The 21,472-nt window shown below is 66.0% G+C and carries 15 protein-coding genes; 11 read left to right on the top strand and 4 right to left on the bottom strand.

Annotated elements, in window-relative coordinates; genetic code table 11:
* Positions 1-44: 44 nt before the first annotated feature.
* Positions 45-1,832, bottom strand: coding sequence for an aspartate--tRNA ligase (gene aspS, locus ACP5M5_RS02645; protein ID WP_427935346.1), 1,788 nt, complete (start codon positions 1,830-1,832; stop codon positions 45-47).
* Positions 1,833-1,971: 139 nt separating this feature from the next.
* Between aspS and rnd the strand changes: the two genes are divergently transcribed.
* Complete coding sequence (gene rnd, locus ACP5M5_RS02650) at positions 1,972-3,165, top strand: ribonuclease D (protein ID WP_427935348.1); 1,194 nt, start codon at positions 1,972-1,974, stop codon at positions 3,163-3,165.
* Between the two features lie 17 nt (positions 3,166-3,182).
* Here the strand turns inward: rnd and ACP5M5_RS02655 are convergent, their stop codons facing one another.
* Positions 3,183-3,914, bottom strand: coding sequence for a flagellar hook assembly protein FlgD (locus ACP5M5_RS02655; protein ID WP_427935350.1), 732 nt, complete (start codon positions 3,912-3,914; stop codon positions 3,183-3,185).
* Positions 3,915-3,963: 49 nt separating this feature from the next.
* Positions 3,964-4,752, bottom strand: a complete 789-nt coding sequence (locus tag ACP5M5_RS02660; RefSeq protein WP_427935351.1) for a flagellar hook-length control protein FliK — start codon at positions 4,750-4,752, stop codon at positions 3,964-3,966.
* Position 4,753: 1 nt separating this feature from the next.
* Here ACP5M5_RS02660 and ACP5M5_RS02665 point away from each other — a divergent pair, with 1 nt between their 5' ends.
* The 4 genes from ACP5M5_RS02665 (at position 4,754) to ACP5M5_RS02680 (ending at position 10,267) form a co-directional block, all read left to right on the top strand.
* The gene (locus ACP5M5_RS02665) at positions 4,754-5,296 is read left to right on the top strand and encodes a hypothetical protein (RefSeq protein WP_427935353.1); all 543 of its coding nucleotides are present in this window, start codon (positions 4,754-4,756) and stop codon (positions 5,294-5,296) included.
* A 976-nt stretch (positions 5,297-6,272) separates the two neighbouring features.
* A complete protein-coding gene (gene flgE, locus ACP5M5_RS02670; protein ID WP_427935354.1) occupies positions 6,273-7,586 on the top strand; it encodes a flagellar hook protein FlgE in 1,314 nt (437 codons plus the stop codon).
* A 17-nt stretch (positions 7,587-7,603) separates the two neighbouring features.
* On the top strand, positions 7,604-9,142 hold the full coding sequence (locus tag ACP5M5_RS02675) for a flagellar hook-associated protein FlgK (RefSeq protein WP_427935355.1): 1,539 nt from the start codon (positions 7,604-7,606) through the stop codon (positions 9,140-9,142).
* 15 nt (positions 9,143-9,157) lie between these two features.
* Positions 9,158-10,267, top strand: a complete 1,110-nt coding sequence (locus tag ACP5M5_RS02680) for a flagellin (RefSeq protein ID WP_427935356.1) — start codon at positions 9,158-9,160, stop codon at positions 10,265-10,267.
* Here the strand turns inward: ACP5M5_RS02680 and ACP5M5_RS02685 are convergent.
* Positions 10,258-11,388, bottom strand: a complete 1,131-nt coding sequence (locus ACP5M5_RS02685) for an OmpA family protein (protein ID WP_427935358.1) — start codon at positions 11,386-11,388, stop codon at positions 10,258-10,260. The two genes, ACP5M5_RS02680 and ACP5M5_RS02685, sit on opposite strands and share 10 nt — an antisense overlap.
* Positions 11,389-11,606: 218 nt before the next feature.
* On the opposite strand from ACP5M5_RS02685, the gene ACP5M5_RS02690 reads away from it, so the two are divergent.
* The 6 genes from ACP5M5_RS02690 to ACP5M5_RS02715 all read left to right on the top strand — a co-directional run bounded on the left by ACP5M5_RS02690 (position 11,607) and on the right by ACP5M5_RS02715 (position 21,235).
* Positions 11,607-12,551: a bifunctional riboflavin kinase/FAD synthetase gene (locus ACP5M5_RS02690; protein ID WP_427935360.1), complete on the top strand. Its 945-nt coding sequence runs from the start codon at positions 11,607-11,609 to the stop codon at positions 12,549-12,551.
* A gap of 21 nt (positions 12,552-12,572) precedes the next feature.
* The gene (ileS, locus tag ACP5M5_RS02695; RefSeq protein ID WP_427935362.1) at positions 12,573-15,392 is read left to right on the top strand and encodes an isoleucine--tRNA ligase; all 2,820 of its coding nucleotides are present in this window, start codon (positions 12,573-12,575) and stop codon (positions 15,390-15,392) included.
* Positions 15,389-15,898, top strand: coding sequence for a signal peptidase II (lspA, locus tag ACP5M5_RS02700; protein WP_427935364.1), 510 nt, complete (start codon positions 15,389-15,391; stop codon positions 15,896-15,898). The genes ileS and lspA overlap by 4 nt, the downstream gene beginning before the upstream one ends.
* A gap of 181 nt (positions 15,899-16,079) precedes the next feature.
* Positions 16,080-16,634, top strand: coding sequence for a DUF3035 domain-containing protein (locus ACP5M5_RS02705; RefSeq protein ID WP_427935365.1), 555 nt, complete (start codon positions 16,080-16,082; stop codon positions 16,632-16,634).
* A 22-nt stretch (positions 16,635-16,656) separates the two neighbouring features.
* Positions 16,657-20,265: a glycosyltransferase gene (locus ACP5M5_RS02710; RefSeq protein ID WP_427935367.1), complete on the top strand. Its 3,609-nt coding sequence runs from the start codon at positions 16,657-16,659 to the stop codon at positions 20,263-20,265.
* A 100-nt stretch (positions 20,266-20,365) separates the two neighbouring features.
* Positions 20,366-21,235, top strand: coding sequence for a hypothetical protein (locus ACP5M5_RS02715; protein ID WP_427935369.1), 870 nt, complete (start codon positions 20,366-20,368; stop codon positions 21,233-21,235).
* The last annotated feature ends 237 nt before the right edge of the window (positions 21,236-21,472 follow it).

A 21,472-nucleotide genomic window follows, 5' to 3' on the forward strand; every position in this document is an offset into this window, starting at 1 on the left:
GGGTGCCTTGGCACCTTCGCTAGCCACCGCGTTGCCGGCACCGCTCACGAGCCCGTTTTTCGCGGCGGCAGATCGAGCCGGAGCGACAATTCGCGCAGCCGTGCCGGCGCCACTTCGGCTGGCGCGCCCATCATCAGATCCTCGCCCTGCTGGTTGAGCGGGAACAGGATGACCTCGCGGATATTGGGCTCGTCGGCGAGCAGCATGACGATGCGGTCGATCCCCGGCGCCGCCCCGCCATGCGGCGGCGCGCCATAGCGGAAGGCGTTGAGCATGCCGCCGAACCGCGCCTCCACCACATCCGCACCGTAGCCCGCGATCGCGAAGGCCTTGAGCATGATATCGGCGCGATGGTTGCGGATCGCGCCCGACGACAGCTCGATGCCGTTGCAGACGATATCGTATTGATAGGCCTTGATCGTCAGCGGATCCGTGTTCTCCAGCGCGGCAAGCCCGCCTTGCGGCATGCTGAACGGGTTGTGGCTGAAATCGATCTCACCGGTCTCTTCATTGCGCTCATACATCGGGAAATCGGTGATCCAGCAAAAGCGAAAGGCGCTTTTCTCGCAGAGATCGAGGTCGGCGCCGAGGCGCGTGCGCACCTGGCCCGCGAATTTTTCCGTCTCCGCCCGGCTGCCTGCGGCAAAAAACACCGCATCCCCCGGGGCCGCGCCGCACAACGCGCGGATCGCCTGCGCGCGCTCGGGCTCAAGGTTGCGCGCGATCGGCCCCTTGGCGCCGTCAGCCTCGAAAACGAGATAGCCGAGCCCGCCGGCGCCCTCGGCGCGTGCCCACTCGTTCAATTTATCGTAGAACGAGCGCGGCCGCGCCGCCGCCCCCGGCGCCGCAATGGCGCGCACGATACCGCCTTGCGCCGCGATCTTGGCAAACAAGCCGAACCCGGAGCCCGTGAACTCGGCCGTGACGTCCCGGATCCGCAGCGGGTTGCGCAAATCGGGCTTATCGGAGCCAAACGCGAGCAGCGCCTCGTCATAGGGGATGCGCGGAAATGGCGCCGGCGTGACGGCGCGGCCGGCGGCGAATTCTTCGAAGACGCCAGCGATCACCGGCTCGATCGCGGCGAACACGTCCTCTTGCGTGACAAAGCTCATCTCGAAATCGAGCTGATAGAACTCGCCCGGGGAGCGGTCGGCGCGCGAGGCTTCATCGCGGAAACAGGGCGCGATCTGAAAATAGCGATCGAAGCCGGCAACCATGCAGAGCTGCTTGAATTGCTGCGGCGCTTGCGGGAGAGCGTAGAATTTGCCGGGATGCAGCCGTGCCGGCACCAAAAAGTCGCGCGCGCCCTCGGGCGACGAGGCGGTGAGGATCGGGGTCTGGAACTCGGTGAAGCCGCGTTCGATCATCCGCCGGCGGATCGAGGTAATGACCTGGCTGCGGAGCAAGATGTTGCGATGGACGCGCTCGCGCCGCAGATCGAGGAACCGATATTTGAGGCGCAGGTCATCCGGATATTGCCCATCCCCGGCGACCTGGATCGGCAGCACATCGGCGGCCGATTGCACTTCGAGCGCCGCGACGCGTAGCTCGATCGCGCCGGTCGCAAGCTTCGGGTTGACCGTGCCCGGCGCGCGCGCCACCACCTCGCCGGTGACGGTGATCACGCTCTCGACCCGCAGCCGCTCGGCCTCGGCGAAGACCGGGCTATCTTGCGCGATGACGCACTGCGTCAGGCCGAAATGGTCACGGAGATCGAGGAATAAGAGGCCGCCATGGTCGCGCTTGGCATGCACCCAGCCGGACAGCCGGGCGACCTCGCCGATGTGGCTCGCGCTGAGTTCGGCGCAATGGTGGCTGCGATAGACATGCATGATGGCGATCCTCGGCCTCGGCGGGGCGGGGCGAAAAGGGGCGGATGGGCGCGGCAGACAAGCCAGCGTCCGCGCCCCTGTCAAGCCCCGCCGCCAAGCGGGCTTTTCCGGGGCGCCGGGCTCGTGTAGAGGGGGCGCGATGTCGCGCTCCTCTCGCCCCGATTTCCCCGCCCCGCATTTGATCACGACGACGGCAGACCTCGCCGTGTTCTGCGCACGCCTGCACGGCGAGCGTTTCGTGACGATCGATACCGAGTTCATGCGCGAACGCACCTACTGGCCGGAACTCTGCATCGTTCAGGTCGCCGGCACGCACGAGGTCGCGATCATCGATGCCGAGGCCGAGGGGATCGATCTCGCGCCGCTCGGCGCCCTGCTCGCCGACCCTGCGGTGTTGAAGGTGGTGCATGCCGGGCGCCAGGATATCGAGATTTTCGTGCTCAAGTTCGGCGCCGTACCGACCCCGCTTTTCGATACGCAAATCGCTGCTATGGTCGCTGGCTTCGGTGATCAGGTCGGCTACGAGGCGCTGGTCGCCGCCCTCGGCGATGGCCAGATCGACAAGTCGCACCGCTTCAGTGATTGGTCGGTGCGGCCGCTATCGCCGGCGCAGATCGCCTATGCCGCCGCCGACGTCACCCATTTGCGCACGGTCTATGAGCGTCTTGCGGCGCGGCTCGCCCGCGAGGGGCGGGAGGCGTGGGTTGCCGAGGAGATGGCGGCGCTCGTCGACCCCGCGGCCTATCGCGCCGACCCCGAAACCGCTTGGGAGCGGCTTCGTCCGCGGAGCGGCAATCGCCGTTTTCTTGCCATGCTGCGCGCACTCGCGGCCTGGCGCGAGCGAGAGGCGCAGCGCATCAATATCCCGCGCCCGCGCCTGCTGAAAGACGAGACGCTGATGGAAATCGCCGCCTCCGCGCCGGAAACGGCGGAGGCGCTGGCGCGTGCGCGCGGCGTCTCCAAAGGGTTCGCGGAGGGGAAAACCGGCCAGAGCCTGCTCGAGGTCATCGCCGCGACCCGTGCCCTGCCTGAGTCTGCCCTCCCCGAACCACCGCGCGTGCGCGAAGGGCCGCGTCCGTCCCCGGGCCTGGTGGCTTTGCTGAAGGTTCTGCTCGCGGCACGCAGCGAGGAGCATCGTGTCGCACCGCGCTTGCTTGCCTCCAGCGAGGAGATCGAGCGCCTCGCCGCCGAGGACGCGCCGGACATCCCAGCCCTCCATGGCTGGCGCCGGGAGGTCTTCGGCGAGGCGGCGCTGGCGCTCAAGGCGGGGCGGGTTGCGCTCGGCGCCGCGGGCAAACGCATCACCCTGGTGCCGATCGCGCCCGCGGGCTAAGGCGCGCCGCCCGCCGCTCAGTTCACGACCTGCTGGATATTGCCGACGCTGGTCGAAACCCCGCCCATTTGCAGATCGACGGTGCCGGCGGTTTGCGAGGAAACGCCGGTGACGGTGCCCTGGACGGTGAAGGGCACCGCGGTTGGCGTCGCCCCGTTCGCGCCACCGAAAATCGCAACCGTATAGGCGCCATCGGGCGCGGTCGTGCCGCTGCTGGTCGCGCCGTTCCAGGTCCAGGTATTCGCGCCGGCCGTCGATTGCAGGGAGTAACTATTCACCTCTTGGCCCGAACCATTATAGATCGCGATCGAGACCGGCTCGGCGGTCGTCGTCGTGTAGGTGAGGGTCGCGCTGCCGTTTTGCAGCGGCAACTGGTTACTGTTGACGTCGACGGTTTTGCCGACGATCGAGGACGATTGCAGCATCTCGCCGCCCTGGGTGAGCTGGATCAGCTTGGTCAGGCTGCCATTGGTGTTGATCTGCTGCTCGACCCCGGTGAACTGCACCAATTCACTGGTGAACTGGTCGGTGTTCATCGGGCTGGTGGGATCCTGGTTTTGCAACTGGGTCATCAGCATGTTGAGAAAATCATTGAAATTGTTCGAGAGCGAGGCGAGCGGATTGCTCGTCGAACTGTTCGTCGTGCTGGCGGCCGAGGCGGCGTTGGCGTTGGCGGCGACTGCTTGCGCGGCAGCGGCAGCGGCGGCGGCGCTGTTGCTATTTTGCGGGGAGGAGACGCTGGCGCTCATGGGGGTGACAACTCCTATCGACGGGGTGAAGGCGACGCGGGTGGCATGATCAGGCAGTGATATCGAGACCGGCGCGCAGCCAAGACGGCAGGGCGGCGGGGGCGATCCTCTCGCCGCCGCCGCTGATCGCGGCGGTGGCCTGCCCTGGGCTGGTGCCGCCGCTCTGGCGCTGGCTGGCCCTCCCATCGCCGGGGCCCGCTTGGCTTTGCGCCCCGAAACTGGATTGAGCAAGAAAGCTGCCAGAGCCGTTGGCGGCGGCGGGCGCGGATCCGGAGCCCGCGCCGGTGGCGTTCGCGAACGGGTTGCTACCGCCCGGCGTCGCGCCGGCGCCGGTGCCAAATGCGCCGGCACCTTGCCCGCTTGCCCCTGGCGGCACAGCAAACCCTTGGTTATTCAATGATATGGCGTTTGCCGCGGTCCCGCCCGCCGGCGCGATTGGGCTGGCCGGGGCGAGATGGAAACTCAGCACCCGCCCGCCGCTCGCCGGCACGCCGGCGCGGTCGAGCGCGGCCTGCAACTGCCCCTGATCCTGCACCAAGGCGGCAAGGGTTGCCGGGCGCTCGGCAAGAATCTGTACCTCGGTCGGCCCCGATTTCGGCTGCACGAGCGCGATCTGCACCTGCCCGAGGCTCTCGGGGTGGAGCTGAACCGTCAGCCGCGCCGCGCCGCTCGCGTCCTGGGTGAAGGCGGCGAGGGTGCTCGCGGGCTGATTGGCGATTTGGCTTGTCACCTGATTGGTGATCGCCGGGTTGGCGGCGGCCGGCCCGTTCGCGGCGGCGGGGTTCGGGCCGAGGGATGCGGGGTTGGCCTGGGCGCTGGCCTGGGCGGCAAGGAGCATCGTGGCGGCATGGCTGGCGCCGCCATTGGCCGAGGGCAATGGCGGCGCATTCGTCCTCGCGGCGGTCGCTTGGGGTGGGCTCGCGGCGGCATGGGTTGACGCGGTTGCCGCCGCCGATGAACTGGCGGCCGCGGCGGCGGGCGCTTCCTGGCTCACCGCTTCCGCCGCAGAGGAGAGAGTGGCCGAGCCGGCTTTGGCGCCGGGCGGGGCTGGTTTTGCGGCGGGCGCGGTGTTCGTGGCGGGCGCTGGCGCGGCCGTGGCGTCCATCGTCGCGCCTTGCGACGCCGCGACCGTCGCGGTGTTGGCGATGCTCTCTGTCTCGGCCGCGGCGGCGGCAAGGACGATGCGCGGCTTTCGGCCGGACGCAATGTCACTGGCACTATTGATTTCGTGCGGGGTCGATGCCGACGTGGGCGTGGCGAGGGGCGTCGGTGGCGGGCTCGGCGGTGGTGGGCTCGGCGGTGGCTGGGCGATGACGGTCGGCGGCGCGCCGGCTGCGGCCGGGGCGCCCGTGGCCGGCGAAAGGGCCATTTTGGCCCCGTAGCTTTGTCGCCTTTTGGCGACAATCGCGCTGGCGGCGGCGCTTGAGCGCTCGGCCGCGGCGATCGAGAGGGCGTTGACCGATGATGGCGCCGCGGATGCAGCCGCTGATGAAGCGGCGGGCGCTGTCGGGAGCGGTGCCGCCGGCGCGGCCTGTATCGCGGCGGAAGGACGGGCTTGAGACGCCGCTTGCGGTGGTGGCGTCTGTGCTGACACGCCCGCCGCCTGTGATCCCGATGCCGTCCCGTCGGGTTGCGCATCAGCCGTTGCCGCCAGCGGTGGGGCTTTGCCGGTGGCGGGCGGGGGAACGAGCGGCGGCGCCGGCACGCCGGAGCGTTTCGCGGCCGGCGGCGCCGCAGCGGCGGGTGTCGCGGCATCGGGCCCGCTGGTCGGGGGGGCGGACGGGCTGGGCGTGGCAGGTTTGGCACCTTTGGCAGGGGTGGCGCTGGTCGGCGACTCCGCCGGCAAGGGAGTGGTTGCGGCGGATGCTGGCGCCGGGGTGCTGGCGGCGGCGGGGCGTTGCGCTTGCGCCTGCTGCAGATGTTGCGCGAAGCCGGAGGCTGCGGCCGCCGGCGCCGACGGGTCGAGAGACGTGTGGGCGGCGCCCACGGTCGGCGAGAGCGTGACCCCGGGCGCAAGCGTCGGTGACAAAGGCGCGAGCAAGGCAGCGAGCGGCATGCGAACATTTCTCCGGCCGGCCGAAACGGCGGGGCCGCGGCGAACATCGCAAATTCTGGGCCAGACGGCGCGATAGCGCGCGAGCGCCGCCCCGCCGTGGCGCGCGCCGGCCCAAGCCGCTGCGGGCGGCAAAGCGTGCCGGGTCAACCCTGCCGGGCGGCGAAGGATTCCGCCATCGCGCCGAAGGGTTTTCAGGGAACGGCCGGGAAATTCGCCCATCCTGAGTTTGGCATGGTTCCTGCTTTCTCTCTCGCGACCGTTCCGACCGCAAATCCCACCGGGGGATTCGAGAGGGGAAAACCATGTCTATCTTCGGCGCCTTGAACACGGCCGTCAGCGGCCTCACCTCCCAGTCCGACGCGTTCGGCAATATCAGCCAGAACATCGCCAATAGCCAGACCACCGGCTATAAGGGCGTCAATACCAATTTCGTCGATTACCTTACCTACAGCACGGCAACCCAGAACGAGCCCGGCTCGGTGGTGGCGCTGCCGAGCTATCAGAACGAGGTGCAAGGGACGATCGCGCAAAGCAGGGACCCGTTGGCGATGGCGATCTCCGGCCAGGGCTTTTTTTCGGTGGCCGAGGCCAATGGCACCAATGTCAACGGCCAGACCACGTTCAACCCGCTGCAATATTATACCCGCGCCGGCGATTTCACCATGAACAATGAGGGTTATCTGGTGAACAGCGCCGGCGAATATCTGCAGGGCTGGACAGTCAATCCGACGACCGGCATCGCCGATCAGAACAAGCTCGCGCCAATCCAGGTTAATCAGGCGCAGTTCAATCCGGTCGCGACCTCGACCGCGGATTTTTCTGCCAACCTGCCCGCGACCCCGGCCGCGGGGACGCCGATGTCGTCCCAGGTGCAGATCTATGACGCGCTCGGGACGCAGCAGACCCTGACCCTGAACTGGGCGCAGACGGCAACACCCGGACAATGGAATGTGACCGTCTCGTCGCCGAACAACTCGCCCACGACGACGATCGGCACCGCGACGGTGGATTTCGGGCCAACCGCCGGCAACGCGGCGGCGCCACCCGGCACCATGAGCGGAATCACCGCTGGCGCCGGCACCACCGCCTCGACCTATACCACCGGGCAGCCGGCGACGCTCACCGTGAACGCCAATTTCGGCAACGGCACGCAGCCGATCACCTTGAATTTTGGCAATTTCGGCCAGGCCAATGGGGTCACCCAATATGCCGGCTCGACCTATTCGCTGATCAATTTCAGCCAGAACGGCGTGCCGGCCGGGGCGTTTACCGGGATTTCCATCCAATCGACGGGCAATATCGTCGCCAACTACAATAACGGCCAGTCGCTCACCATCGCGCAGGTGCCCATCACCACCTTCAACAATGCCGATGCCTTGCAAAGCCAGAATGGCCAGGCCTTCACCGCCACCGCCGGCTCCGGCAACCCGAGCAGCCAGGCGCCGAACAATAACGGCGCCGGCGGCCTCGTCGTCGGCTCGATCGAACAATCGAACACCGATATCGCGACCCAGTTCACGCAATTGATCGTCGCCCAGCAGGCTTATAGCGCCAACGCGAAGTCGATCACCACCGCCTCGCAAATGCTGCAGACCGCGATCAACATGATCCAGTGAAGCCGAGGTAACGGTCAATGAGCGGCATTACGGGGCTTGAAACGTCGCTGATGATTGCGAACAGCGGCATCGCCAACATCGGCGCCAATTTCGCCGTGATGTCGCAGAATGTCGCCAATGCCGGCACCACCGGCTATGCCGCCGAGACCCAGACCCAGCAGAGCCTGACCGCTGGCGGCGCCGGCATGGGGGTCGCCAACGGCGCCGTCACCCGCTATGTCAATCAGCAGCTCCAGTCCAATCTCTGGGCGCAAAACGGCGAAGTCAGCGCCTTGCAGGAAAGGCAGACGGTGTTGCAGCCGGTGAATGCGGCGCTCGGCACGCCGGGGCAGGGCGGCGATATCGCAAGCCAGCTCGGGGCGCTGCAAAACGCCTTTTCCACCCTGCTCGGCACGCCAGACAGTTCGACGTTGCAGCAAAGCGTGGTGAGCGACGCGCAAAGCTTCGCCGCCGGCATCAATGCGCTCAGCCAGGCCTATACCAGCGCCGGGCAAACCGCGCAGAACAATATCGTCTCCTCGCTCAAACAGCTCAACGCGTCGCTCACCAGCATCGGCACGCTCAATACCGAAATCATCTCCGGCCTCGCGCAGGGGCAAAGCGTTGCCGATCTGCAAAATCAGCGTGATGCTGCGATGCAGACGGTCTCGCAACTGACCGGCGCGCAAGCGATACCGCAGGCCAATGGCAGCATCCTGGTTGCAACCCAAAACGGCCTCGTGCTGCCGACCGGGCCGGGAGCGGCGCTGACCACGGCGAATGCGACGATCGCGCCCGGCGCGATCTATCCCGGCACGATCCCGGGCATCATGATGAACGGGGTCGATGTCACCAACCAGATCACCAGCGGCAGCATCGGCGCCGATATTCACCTCCGCGATACCACGATCCCGACCTATCAAGCGGAACTCGACGAGTTTGCGCAAAACACCGCGAGCCGCTTTCAGGCGCAGGGCCTGACATTATTCACCAATGCCAGCGGCACGGTGCCGACCAGCACGGGCGGCCCGGTGCAGTCGGGCTATGTCGGCTTTGCCGCCGAGATCGAGGTCAACCCGGTGGTGGTTGCCAACCCGTCCCTGGTCACCAACGGCACCAATGCGATCGTCGGCAGCGCGACCGGCGCCAGTGCGTTCACGCCCAACCCGCCAACCGGGCCTTCCGGTTTCACGACGCTGATCAACCGGGTGCTGAATTACACGTTTGGTGCGGACGTGCAGGCGGGTGTCGCGCAACCGGCGAGCCATGTCACCGGGCTGGGCGCGCTCGGCAATCTCGATGCGCCGTTTTCCTCGCCCACGACGATCACCGATTTCGCGTCCACCTTGATCGGCGCACAATCGAACGACATCGCGACCACCAATACCAATCTCACCGACGCCCAGGCGATGCAATCAAGCCTGCAATCGAGTTTCAAATCCGCCTCTGGCGTCAATATCAACACCGAAATGGCGAACATGGTGCAGTTGCAGAACGCCTATGGCGCCAATGCGCGAATCATGGCGACGGTCCAATCGATGTGGTCGACCCTGCAAAGCGACCTGATGTATGCCTGAGGAGAGGGATGACCGATGAGCGGCGCGATTTCCAGCAATTATGCGCTTGCGCCTTCGTCTTACGGGATGCTCGGCGAATTGGTCCAGGGCGCGAGCACGGTGCAAACCCAGCTTGATTCGCTGGCCCAGCAGGCATCGACCGGCAATGTCTCACAGACCTATTCCGGCCTCGGGGCCAATGCCCTGACCGATCTCAATCTCAATGCCGAGATCGCGCAGAACAACACCTATGTCGCCAACATCACGTCCGCGAATACCACGATCGGCATCACCCAGACGGTGATGAACCAGTTGAGCAAGATCGCCTCCGGGATTTCCGCGCAGCTCGACAATATCACTGGCACCTCGATCTCGACAGTGGCCGAGCAGGCGCAGAACGATCTCCAGCAGGTCGCCAATCTCCTCAACACGCAGAACGGCACGAACTATATTTTCGCCGGACAGGACGCGAGCAATCCGCCGGTGCCCAATCCCGGCAACATCCTCTCCTCGCCATTTTTCACCCAAATTCAAGCAGCGGTGAGCGGGCTTGCGACCAATGGCGCCGCCACCACCATGGCAACCTCGCTCAGTGTCGCGAGTTCCAACACTTTGCCGCCTGGCGGCACCTCGCCGTTTTCCGCCGCACTCTCGGCGCTGCCGCTCAGCCCGTCGCCAAGCACCTCGAATTTCCAGGCGACCGTTGAGACCGGGCCCGGCCAAAGCACCTCGGTTGGCCTGCTCGCCAGCGCCAACACCTATGCCACGTCAAGCGGTCCTTACACCACCGGATCCTACACGCGCGATCTCATGAATGCGCTGGCGATGGTTGGCTCGCTCACCCCTGCCAGCACCAGCGCCACCGGATTTACCGGCCTGATCAGCGACATCCAAACCTCGCTCAGCGGCGCGATCAGCGCCATGGCCAACGAGGAAGGGGGGCTGGGCGCGACTCAGGACAGCCTGACCGCGACCAGCACCACACTCGGCAATGTCACCACCGCGCTGCAAACCCAGCTCAGCTCGGTTCAGGATGTCAATATGTCGGAGACGCTGTCCAACCTCACCATGGTGCAGACCCAGCTTCAGGCCTCTTATAAACTAATCGCCAGCGTCCAGAGCCTCTCGCTCGCCAATTACGTCTGAGGCTTTTTCGCGTCTTCCGCCGCATTGCCGATGATGATTTCGACGCGCCGGTTTTGCGGCTCGCGCACGCCGGCGGCGGTTGCGACCAGCGGGTGCGTCTCGCCGAACCCCTTGATGGTGATCATGTCCTTCGCGACCCCGTCACGCACCAGCTCGGCGGCGACGGCGTTGGCGCGGCGCAGGGAGAGCGCTTGATTGGCGTGAGCGCTCCCGCTCCGGTCGGTGTAGCCGTTCACGGTGATGCGGGTCTCGGCGATGTGGGCGGCATTGGCGGCGGCTTCGGCGATGATTTGCCGGGCGCGGTCGCTGAGGTCGGCGCGATCCCAATCGAAGAACACGAGATAAGTCCGCGCTGGCGCCGGCGCGGGGGCTGCCGGCGGCGGGCTGGCGGCAGCCGGGGTGATCGGCGGCGGCTTGACCGAGAAGGCGTAACGCAGCCCCACCATGAACATCTGATTGAGGTTGTCGGAGACCTCCTGGGTGCCGATGGCATGCCCGGCGGCGCCGATCGGCCCGAGGGTCGCGCCGAAATGCTCCGGTCCGATCAGGCCGAGGAAGCGGTATTCGGTGGTGATCGAAAGCCCCGGCACGTGCGGGACGGGGAAGGCGAGGCCGACGATACCCTGCCCGGCGAGGCTCCCCGCGGTGCCGTTGCCGGTGAAATCACTGCCGGCGGCCGGCGTCGTGACCCGGAGATTGCCGAAATTGGTCCATTGATAGCCGAGGCCGACGCCGAAATAGGGGAAAACGTAACGCGACCCAATATCGAGATCGAACAAGGCATTGGCCATGAAGCCATAATCCTGCGTCGAGCCGGAAACCGTGCTCGGCAGCAGGGCGCCGGCCCGCGCCGAGAGCGAGTTCATCATCTCGTCGCCTTCGAGTTCGAGGCGGAAACCGTTGCCGAAGCCGTAGCCAACGCTGCCCTCGAACGCCGCGCCGGCATTATATTGCAGATTGCCGCCGCCGAGCGCGCCGAGCGCGGGCGACGGGGTAAGTGGTTGATTCATCAAAAGATTGGCGCCAGCGCCGCCGGAGACATAAAGCCCCTCGATGGGCTGGGCGCCGGCCGCAAACGGCAACAACACACCCCCGAGAAGCAGCCACGAAAATCGCCGCATACCGGCCAATCCTCTCTTCTTCCTTACCTTTCCGGCCGGATCGGCCGCGGTCCAACCGCTCGATATGGGTTGCCATCGTCCGATTGCCATGGCGTTTTGCTCCCGCCGAGCACGCCGACCGGCGAATAGGGCCTTGCCTTGCGCGCCGCAAGGGGCGAGAGAAACGCCTCGGCCGGCTTCGGCTCGAGGTTCGCATGGCTCAGGAACAGAGACGCGACGTGATCCGCATTTTCCATGACTGGCGTGACCTGCCGCCGGACGCACGAGGCGCTAGCGTCGCGCTCGGCAATTTCGACGGCGTCCATCTCGGCCATGCCCAGGTCATCGCCGCCGCCCACGCCGCCCGCCCCGATGCGCCGCTCGCGGCGCTCACCTTCGAGCCGCATCCGCGCGAGGTCTTCCGCCCCGATGATCCGCCGTTCCGGCTCACCCCGAGCGCGCTGCGGGCGCGGCTGCTCGGCGAGCACGGGGTTCGCCTGCTCTATGAACTGCGTTTCGATCGCGCGTTTAGCGATCTCTCGGCGGACGCTTTCATCGGCGAGGTGCTGGCGGCGGGGATTGCTGCGCGCCATCTCGCGTGCGGGCCGGATTTCGCCTTCGGCCACCGGCGTGGCGGCGATGTTGCGCTGCTTGCGGCGCGTGCCGAGGCGCTCGGCATCGGGCTTTCGATCGTGCCGCCGCTCGCGGACGCGGAGGGGCGGATTTCCTCGAGCCGCATCCGCCGCCTGCTGCGCGATGGCTACCCGGAGCGGGCGCAAGCGCTTCTCGGCCGCCCCTTCGCGATCGAGGGGGTCGTCGCGCATGGCGATGCGCGCGGCCGCTTGCTCGGCTTCCCGACCGCCAATCTGCCGCTCGGGCCGGTGCTGGAGCCGGCGCGCGGGGTCTATGCCGTGCGTGTCGCGCTAGCCGATGGCAGGCGTCTCGAGGGGGTTGCCAATCTCGGCCGCCGGCCGACATTGGGCGGCGATCCGGAAACCCGGCTGGAAGCGCATCTTTTTGATTTTTCTGAGGATATCTACGGCGAGACGATATCCGTCAGCCTCATCGCCTATCTCCGCGAGGAGCGCAAATTCCCCGATCTCGCGGCGTTGCAGGCGCAGATCGCCGCCGATGCCGCCGCCGCCCGCGCCGCGCTTGACCGCGATCGCAGCGCATTCGCATAGTTTCGCGCCCCGGAGACGATGATGACCGAAAATCCCCCGCCCGAAGCCGATCGCGAGATGGATTATCGCGCAACAGTGTTCCTGCCCCGCACCGGCTTTCCGATGCGCGCCGATCTGCCGCGGCGCGAACCGGAAATCCTCGCCCGCTGGCAAGCGATCGGGCTCTTTGAGAAAATCCGCGCGGCCTCCTCGGGGCGGAAAAAATTCATCCTCCATGACGGGCCGCCTTACGCCAACGGCAATCTTCATATCGGCACGGCGCTCAACAAGATTCTGAAGGATGTCATCAACCGCACCCGTCAGATGGCGGGGTTTGACGCCGATTATATCCCGGGCTGGGATTGTCATGGTCTGCCGATCGAATGGAAGATCGAGGAGGAATACCGCAAATCCGGCCGCGACAAGGATGCCGTCCCGATCCTCGATTTTCGCGCCGAATGCCGCGCCTATGCCGCGCATTGGATGCAGGTCCAGGGCGAGGAATTCAAACGCCTCGGCGTCGAGGGTGATTTCGCGCATCGTTACGCGACCATGGATTATGCGGCAGAAAGCGCGATCGTTGCCGAAATCGGCAAGTTTCTCATGAACGGCGCGCTCTATCGCGGCTTGCGCCCGGTGATGTGGTCGCCGGTCGAGAAAACCGCGCTCGCCGAGGCCGAGATCGAGTATCACGATCATAAATCGACAGCGATCTGGGTCAGGTTCCCCCTCCTCGATGCGCCGGATGACTTGGACGGCGCGGCGGTGGTGATCTGGACGACAACGCCGTGGACGATGCCCGGCAACCGCGCGATCGCGTATGGGCCGGAGATCGACTACGCCTTGGTGCGCGTCGATGGGGTTGCGCCGGACTCAGCGCAGCGCCGCGGCGATCATCTGCTGGTGGCGCTCGCCCTGGTGCCACAGTTTTGCCAAATGACGGGCATCAGCCAGCATCATTTGCAACGGGTGATAAAGGGCGCGGATCTCCAGGGGCTGATCGCGGCGCACCCGTTGCGCGGGCACGGCTATGAGTATCGCGTGACGCTTTTGCCAGCCGATTTCGTCACCACCGATCAAGGCACAGGCTTCGTCCATATCGCGCCCGGCCACGGCGATGACGATTTCATTCTCGGCCGTCAGCACGGCCTCGAAGTCCCCGACACCGTCGGGCCGGACGGCACGTTCAACGCTTGGGTGCCGCTGTTCGCTGGCCTACATGTCTATAAAGCCGCTGATCGCGTTTGCGAGGCGTTAGAGAAGGCTGGCGCGTTGCTGGGGCGCGAGGAGTTTGTTCATTCCTATCCGCATTCCTGGCGCTCGAAAGCGCCGCTGATTTTCCGCGCAACGCCGCAATGGTTCATCCGCATGGATGGCGAGGAAAAAATCCGCGAAAAAGCGCTGCAAGCGATCGCCGCAACCCATTTTGTCCCGGAGCAAGGGCGCAACCGCATCGGCGCGATGGTCGCGGCGCGCCCCGATTGGTGCATCTCGCGCCAGCGCGCCTGGGGGGTGCCGATCGCGGTCTTCGTCCATCGCGCCTCGGGCGAGCCTCTCCGTGATCCCGAGGTGATGACGCGCATCGTTGCCGCGTTCGAGACCGAAGGCGCCGATGCCTGGTACGCCTCGCCGCCTGAACGATTCTTGGGCGCAAAATACGACCCGGCCGCGTATGAGCAGGTGATGGACATCGTCGATGTCTGGTTCGAGAGCGGCTCGACCCATGCGTTTGTGCTGGAGGCGCGCCACCTCCCCTGGCCGGCTGATCTCTATCTCGAAGGCTCCGACCAGCATCGCGGCTGGTTCCATTCCTCGCTCCTCGAATCGGTGGGGACGCGCGGGCGGGCGCCGTTCAAGGCGGTGTTGACGCATGGCTTCGTGCTCGACGAGCAGGGGCGGAAAATGTCGAAATCGCTCGGCAATGTGGTGGCGCCGCAGGAGGTGATGAAGGACTATGGCGCCGATATTTTGCGCCTTTGGGTGATGATGTCAGACACCACCGAGGATTTGCGCATCGGCCGCGAAATCTTGAAGCAGCAGGCCGAGCTTTATCGGCGTCTGCGCAACACGCTGCGTTGGCTGCTCGGCTGTCTCGATGGATTCTCCGAGGACGAGCGGGTCGCGTATGCCGAGATGCCGGAACTCGAGCGCTATATCCTCCATCGCCTCACCGAACTCGACACCCGCATCCGCCGCGCCGTTGAGACCTATGACTGGACTGGAATCTATCCCGAAATCCATACCTTCTGCGCAAACGACCTCTCGGCGTTTTATTTCGATATTCGGAAAGACTCGCTCTATTGCGACCGGCCCGATAGCCCGCGCCGCCGCGCCGCCCGCACCGTTCTCGATCATCTCCATCGCGCGCTCTGCACTTGGCTCGCGCCAGTGCTCTGCTTCACCGCCGAGGAAGCCTGGTGCGCGCGCTTTGGCGAGGAGACCAGTGTGCATCTGGAAACTTTCCCGGACATGCCGGCCGAGTGGCGCGATGAGGTGCTCGCGGCGCGATGGGAAAAAATTCGCGAGTGGCGCGGAATGACGACACTCTCGATAGAAAGGGAGCGCAGCGAAGGAAGACTCCGCTCATCGCTCGAAGCCGAAGCCATTCTGCCCTCTGAGGCAGAACGCGAGACGCTGCTCGATGCCGACACCTGGGCGGATGTGCTGATCGTCTCAAGAGTCCAATTCGCATCCTCGACCAACGGGTTGAGTTTCGGCGCGACCTCCGCCCCCGGCCAGAAATGCGCGCGTTGTTGGAAAGTACTCGAAGAGGTCGGCGAAAACAAAAAGCACCCGAAACTCTGCCGCCGCTGCGCCGATGCCGTGGAATCGGGGCTGGTGTGCCGCGCGGCAGCGGCATGAAGGGGCGGCGCCTCGCGCTTGGGCTCGCCGTCGCCCTCATCGTGCTGGCGCTCGATCAGGCGAGCAAGGTCTGGGTGCTGCATGGCCTCGGGATCGCCGCGCGCGGCCCGCTGGTGCTTTTGCCGGTGCTGAATTTCGTTCTGGTGTGGAACCGTGGCGTCACGTTCGGGATGCTGAACGGGCTCGGCGCCTGGGCGAGCCCGGCCCTGGTGTTCGGCGCCCTCGTCATCGTCGCCGCGCTTGGCCTCTGGCTCAGCCGCGCCGAAAATGCGCTGGTCGCCGGCGCGCTCGGCGCCATCGCCGGCGGCGCGGTCGGCAATATCATCGATCGGCTGCGTTTCGGCGCCGTGGTCGATTTCATCCAGGCCCATATCGGGCGTTTTTCCTGGTATGTCTTCAATGTCGCCGACTCCGCCATCGTCTGCGGCGTCGCCATCCTGCTTCTGGAGGGATTGCGCCGCCGCCCCGATGCTAAAAATCTCGCCGGCATCGGAAATGGGCGCTAAACTTTGCAAGCGTGGGCACAACCGGGTGAAGGATTTGGGAAAATTGTTCTTTTTTGAAAAAAAGAACCAAAAAACTTTTATCCCGTTTCTTCGGAGCGGGCAGCGCCGCCGGCACTGCCCAGCAGACAAATGTTTTTTTGCTTCTTTTTCTTCAGAAAAAGAAGACTTTGGTTTTTCTTTATTGACTAAAATATTTCTTCCTCTTCTTGCTGTTTTCGCTCTCGCTGGCTGCGATCATGGCGGCAACGATGTTGCGCAGACATTTGGCGGTCTCGTCGATGTCCCGTTCGAGTTCGAGGTGACGACGCGCACGCCGCTCGAGATGCCGAAAACCGACAATCTCGTCCCGCCGAATCCCGAGGCGTCCGGCCCGCCGCAGCAGAGCTTGCGCCAGCAGGCGGAAGCGGTGCTGGCGCCGCAGCTCGCTCTCGCCGCGTCGGCGGCGTCCAAGCCTTCGGCGGGCGAGGAGGCGCTGCTCAAAGCCGCCGGTCCGCCGGCGCCGAAAAACATCCGCGTCCTCGTCGACAATACTGCCGACGAGCGCAGCACCGCCCGCGGCCTGTCCGACGTGATCGAATTCTGGCGCCCGCGCGCACAGCCGATGCCCGAGACGCTGGACGCGACCGCCGAAGCGGCGCGGATTAAGGCGGCGAAAGCCTCTGGCAAGAGCCTGACCGATGGTCCCATTCCCATCCTCAAGGCACAAAATCCCGGCCTATTTCAGGGCTTGTTCTGAAAGCGATGGTGGTGCCCGGCCGGTGATCAGAATAACCACCTTCGAAGACATCATTCGGGCGATCTTCGACAGCGAGTGGTATCGGTCACACTATCCGGATATCGCCAATACCGGGATCGATCCGCTTTTACATTATCTCTCCTTCGGTCTCGCCGAGGGCCGCGATCCGAACCGGTTTTTCGACAGCCAATGGTATCGCCAGACCTACCCCGATGTCGCCGCCGCCGGCATCCCGCCATTTCTCCATTATCTCCAATTCGGCGCGAGTGAGCTGCGCAACCCGCATCCGCGCTTCGATGCCGCCTATTATGTCTTTCTTCATCCCGAGGCGGCAGGCAATCCGCTGTTTTTCCACGCGACCCATGGCGCAGCGCAAGGATTCCCGACGGCCCGCGGCTTCGATCTCGCCGCCTATCTGCCATCGCCCGGCCCGCCGCCGGCGCTGCCGCCGGGGCTTCTCGTCGATGTCGTCATCCCGGTCTATCGCGGATTGGGGGAGACGCGGCGTTGTCTCGCCGCGGTGCTTGCCGACCTTGCGGCGCCACTCGGCGATGTCATCGTCATCGATGATTGCTCGCCTGAGCCCGCGCTTTCGGCTTGGCTCGATCGGCTGAACGAGACCGGGGCGATCCGCCTCATTCGGCCGCCGCGCAATCTCGGCTTCGTCGCCGCCGTCAATCGCGGTATCCAAGCGGCCGGTGATCGGGACGTGGTCCTGCTCAACAGCGATACCGAAGTGCCACGCGGCTGGCTCAAACGTCTCGCCGCGCACGCTTACAGCGGGGCGCGGATCGCCACCGTTTCGCCGTTTTCCAACAACGCGACGATTTGCTCCTATCCCAATCTCGACGGCGGCGAACTCCCCCCGCCTCTCGATTTCGCCGCGATCGATGCCGCAACGCGCGCCGTCAATGTCGGGCGGGCGGTGGATATTCCGGTCACCGTCGGCTCCTGCATGTATGTCCGCCGCGCCGCGATCGAGGAGATCGGGGATTTCGACCGCGAGTATTTCGGCCATGGCTATGGCGAGGAGGTCGATTTCTGTCTGCGCGCCAGCGCCCGCGGCTGGCGCCATCTGCTCGCCTGCGATGTCTTCATCTATCACGCCGGCGAGGTGAGCTTTGGCAGCGGCTCGGAGGCGCGCGACGAGGGCGTGCGCCGCATCAACGAGCGCTATCCGCATTTTTCCCGCACGATCAGCCTTTGGGTGCGCTTCGGCGTCGCCGATTCGGCGCGCTTTGCCCTGAGTGCGGAAATGTTCCACCGCTCTGGGTTGCCGACCATCCTGATGATAAGCCATGGTCTCGGCGGCGGCATCGAGCACCACCTCAAAGCGCTCGGTGAGCGCCTCGAAGGGCGTGCCAACCTGCTGCTGCTGCACCCCGAAGCGGGTGGTTTCAAGCTCAGTATCCCGGGCTTTCCCGGCCATCCCAAGCTTGCCATGACCGCCGACCGGATCGACGATCTCGTCGTCCTGCTCAAAAATTTCGCCGTGCGCCGGGTGCATGTGCATCATCTGATGGGGTTTTATGACGCCGATCTCGCGCCCTTGCTACGCCGGCTTGGTGTGCCGTTCGATTTCACGGTGCATGATTATTACACGATCTGTCCGCAGGTGAATTTGCTGCCCTGGCTCGATGCCCATTATTGCGGCGAGCCGGGGCCGGCGGCTTGCAACGCTTGCATCGCCGCCCGCCCGGCGCACGGCGCGCGCGACATTCTGGCGTGGCGGGCGCGCTATCGGTTCCTATTCGCCGAAGCCGACCGGGTTTTGTGTCCGAGCGAGGATGTGCGGTCGCGTCTTGCGCGATATGGCCTCGCCGGGCGTGCCGTGGTGGCGCCGCATGAGCGAGTGACCGGGCCGCATTGGCCTCTCCGGATCAATCCCCTGCCGTCGCCGCGGGCGCGCCGGCGGGCGCTGCGTGTTGCGCTCATCGGCGTGCTCGCGAACCAAAAGGGGCTGCCGGCGGTGGCCGCGCTGGCGGCGACGATGGCGACGGAGATCGAGCTGCATCTGATCGGTTATCCCGAGGCGCCGCTGCCGGCGCCGCTCGCCGAACGGCTGACGGTGAGCGGGGAATACGCCGAGGCCGACCTGCCGGGGCTCATCGCCAAGCTCCGCCCGCATGCGCTGTGGTTCCCGGCGCAATGGCCGGAGACCTGGAGCTATACCCTGAGCGCGGCGATCGCGAGCGGTCTGCCGATCGTTGCCTCGAAAATCGGCGCGTTTCCCGAGCGTCTCGCCGGCCGGCCGCTCACCTGGCTGGTGCCGCCGGATGCACCGCCCGAGGCCTGGCGCGCAGCGTTCGCCGCCCTTCGCGACCAAATTGTCAGCGGGCAGGTGCCGCGCGCCGGGCCAAGGCGCCAGGAGGCAGATTTTTACGAGGCCGATTATGTCGCGCCGCTGCTCGCCGCGCCGCGCCCGGCCCCGGCGAGGCGCGAGACACCTCCCGACATCACGCCGCGCGATGTGCGGCGGCCGGGTAAGCTCGCCGTCATCCTGGTGCCCGAGCGCCTTGCCAGCGGCGTGTTGAGCCCCTGCGCCTATATCCGTCTTGCGCTCCCGCTCGATCACCCCGAGATCGCCGCCGCGATCGACGTGACCCACGCGAGCCCCGAGGAAGCGCTCCATCTCCGCGCGGATGTGCTCGCGACCCATCGCTACGCCGTCATCGATCTCGACATGGCGGCGGCGCTCGGCGCGCATTGCCGGCGGTTTGGCATGCGTCTCGTCTATGATCTCGACGATGATCTGCTTGCGATCCCGCCCGAGCACCCCGAGGTTGCGCTGCTCGCGCCGCGCGCCGCCGCGGTTGCGCGCATGGTGGGGGAGGCCGATCATGTGACCGTCTCCACCCCGATTTTGCGCGATCGCCTGGCCGAACGCCGGGGGGTGCGGCGCGGGGGCGTGGAGGTGGTTGCGAACGGGCTCGATGAGCGGCTCTGGCAGGCGCGGCCGGCGGCGCGCGCTGGCGGGGCATTGCGCATCCTGGTGATGGGGACCACGACCCATGACGCGGATTTTCGCCTCATCGCCGGGGCACTCGCCCGCCTCAAGGAGGATTTCGGCGAACGCGTCGAGATCGAGGTCTGCGGCATGACGCATGACGATCTGCCGCCGGGGGTCCAACGCATCGCACCGCCGCCGGGACGAGGCGAGAGCTATCCTGGCTTCATCGCGTGGCTCGCGGGCCGGCCGGGGTGGCATCTCGGCCTTGCCCCGCTCGCGGCCAGCCGCTTCAATGACGCCAAATCGGCGATCAAGGCGCTTGATTACGCAGCACTCGGCCTTGCCGTTCTCGCCTCCGACGTGCCCGCCTATCGCGGCTCGCTCGCCGATGGTCAGGGGGGATGGCTGGTCGGGAATACCGAGGAAGCCTGGTATCAGGCGGTTGCCCGACTGATCCGCGACCCGGCGCTCGCCGCGCGCCTGGCGCAGGCGGCGCAGGCGGTTTATCTCGATACCGCAACGCTTAGCGTCCAGGCAGCGCGCCGGCGCGCCGCTTGGCATGCGCTGGTTGCCCCAGCCAAACCGGATGGCGACGGTGCCCGCGCGCGCGGCGCTGGCGCGCGGGAGGCGGCGGCGGCAATCCGCCCGCTTCCGTCACAAAAGCCGAACCACCGAAAATGATTGACGGCGCGGGCGCATCGCGCTTGGCTTAGGCGCGGATGGAACCGGATCGGTAAAGCCGGAGGACGCGGAGAGGAAGCGGAAAAGGGGATGCGACATCATGGCGTATGATCGCGCGGCCGAGACGCTCGGCAATATCGTCCATCTCGAACACGTCAATACCAGAGTGCCGGATCAGCGTTTGGCGACGTTGTTTTACGTCTCCGGCCTCGGCCTCACCCGCGACCCTTATCTGATGACCGGGGTTGAGAATATGTGGGTCAATGTCGGGCGGAGCCAGTTTCACCTCCCGTCCGGCGCGCCGCAGCGCCTGCGCGGGGTGACGGGGCTCGTCATTCCCGACCGCGCGGCGCTTCGCGCGCGGCTTGAGGCGGTTGCCGGCCATCTTGCCGGGACCGCCTTCGCGGTGCAGGAGGCCGCGACCTATCTTGAGGCGGTCTCCCCCTGGGGCAACCGGATCCGCTGTCATGAGCCGAGCCCGGCCTTCGGCGCAGTCCAGCTCGGAATGGCTTATGTCGCGCTCCTGGTGCCGCAAGGCACGACCGCCGGGATCGCCGCCTTCTATCGCGACATCATAGGCGCCCTCGCGCAGAGCGGCGATGACGAGGAGGGGGCCTTCGCGCGGATTCGCGTCGGCGCCGATCAGACGCTGTTGTTCCGCGAGACCGACCAGCCGCTCGATCCCTTCGATGGCCACCATATTCAGATCTATATCAATGATTTCGGGACACCCTACCAGCGGCTTCGGGAGCGCGGGCTGATTACCGAGGAGAGCGATCAGCATCAATATCGCTTCGAGACTTTGGTCGATCCGCAGAGTGCCACGCCGCTTTTCACCCTCGAGCACGAGGTTCGCAGCCTTCGCCACCCGCTTTATGCGCGCGATCTCGTCAACCGCAATCCGGCGCAGAGCAATCTCCGCTACAGGCCGGGCCGCGACGCCTTGCCGTGGTCGCTGCCGGCGCCGTGAAGCAAACGCGCGTGACGAAGGGAGAACCCTGCAAATTTCCGTCAGGATGATGATCGCGCCGCCCGCCCCGCTGGCCCCGAGATTGCCTGGAGGTCGTTGATTCGCGGCGCTTTATTTTACCCAAGCCCGCCCCTCTTGGTGGCGTCGCGGGGCGGCGTCACTGTGATATTTTTGCCACAAGTGAGGCGAATGCTGCGCCGCGCTCTTCCTACTTCGGGATGAGAGGGCTATCTAACC

It is taken from the genome of Acidibrevibacterium sp. (assembly GCF_049965395.1).
GTDB lineage: Bacteria > Pseudomonadota > Alphaproteobacteria > Acetobacterales > Acetobacteraceae > Acidibrevibacterium > Acidibrevibacterium fodinaquatile.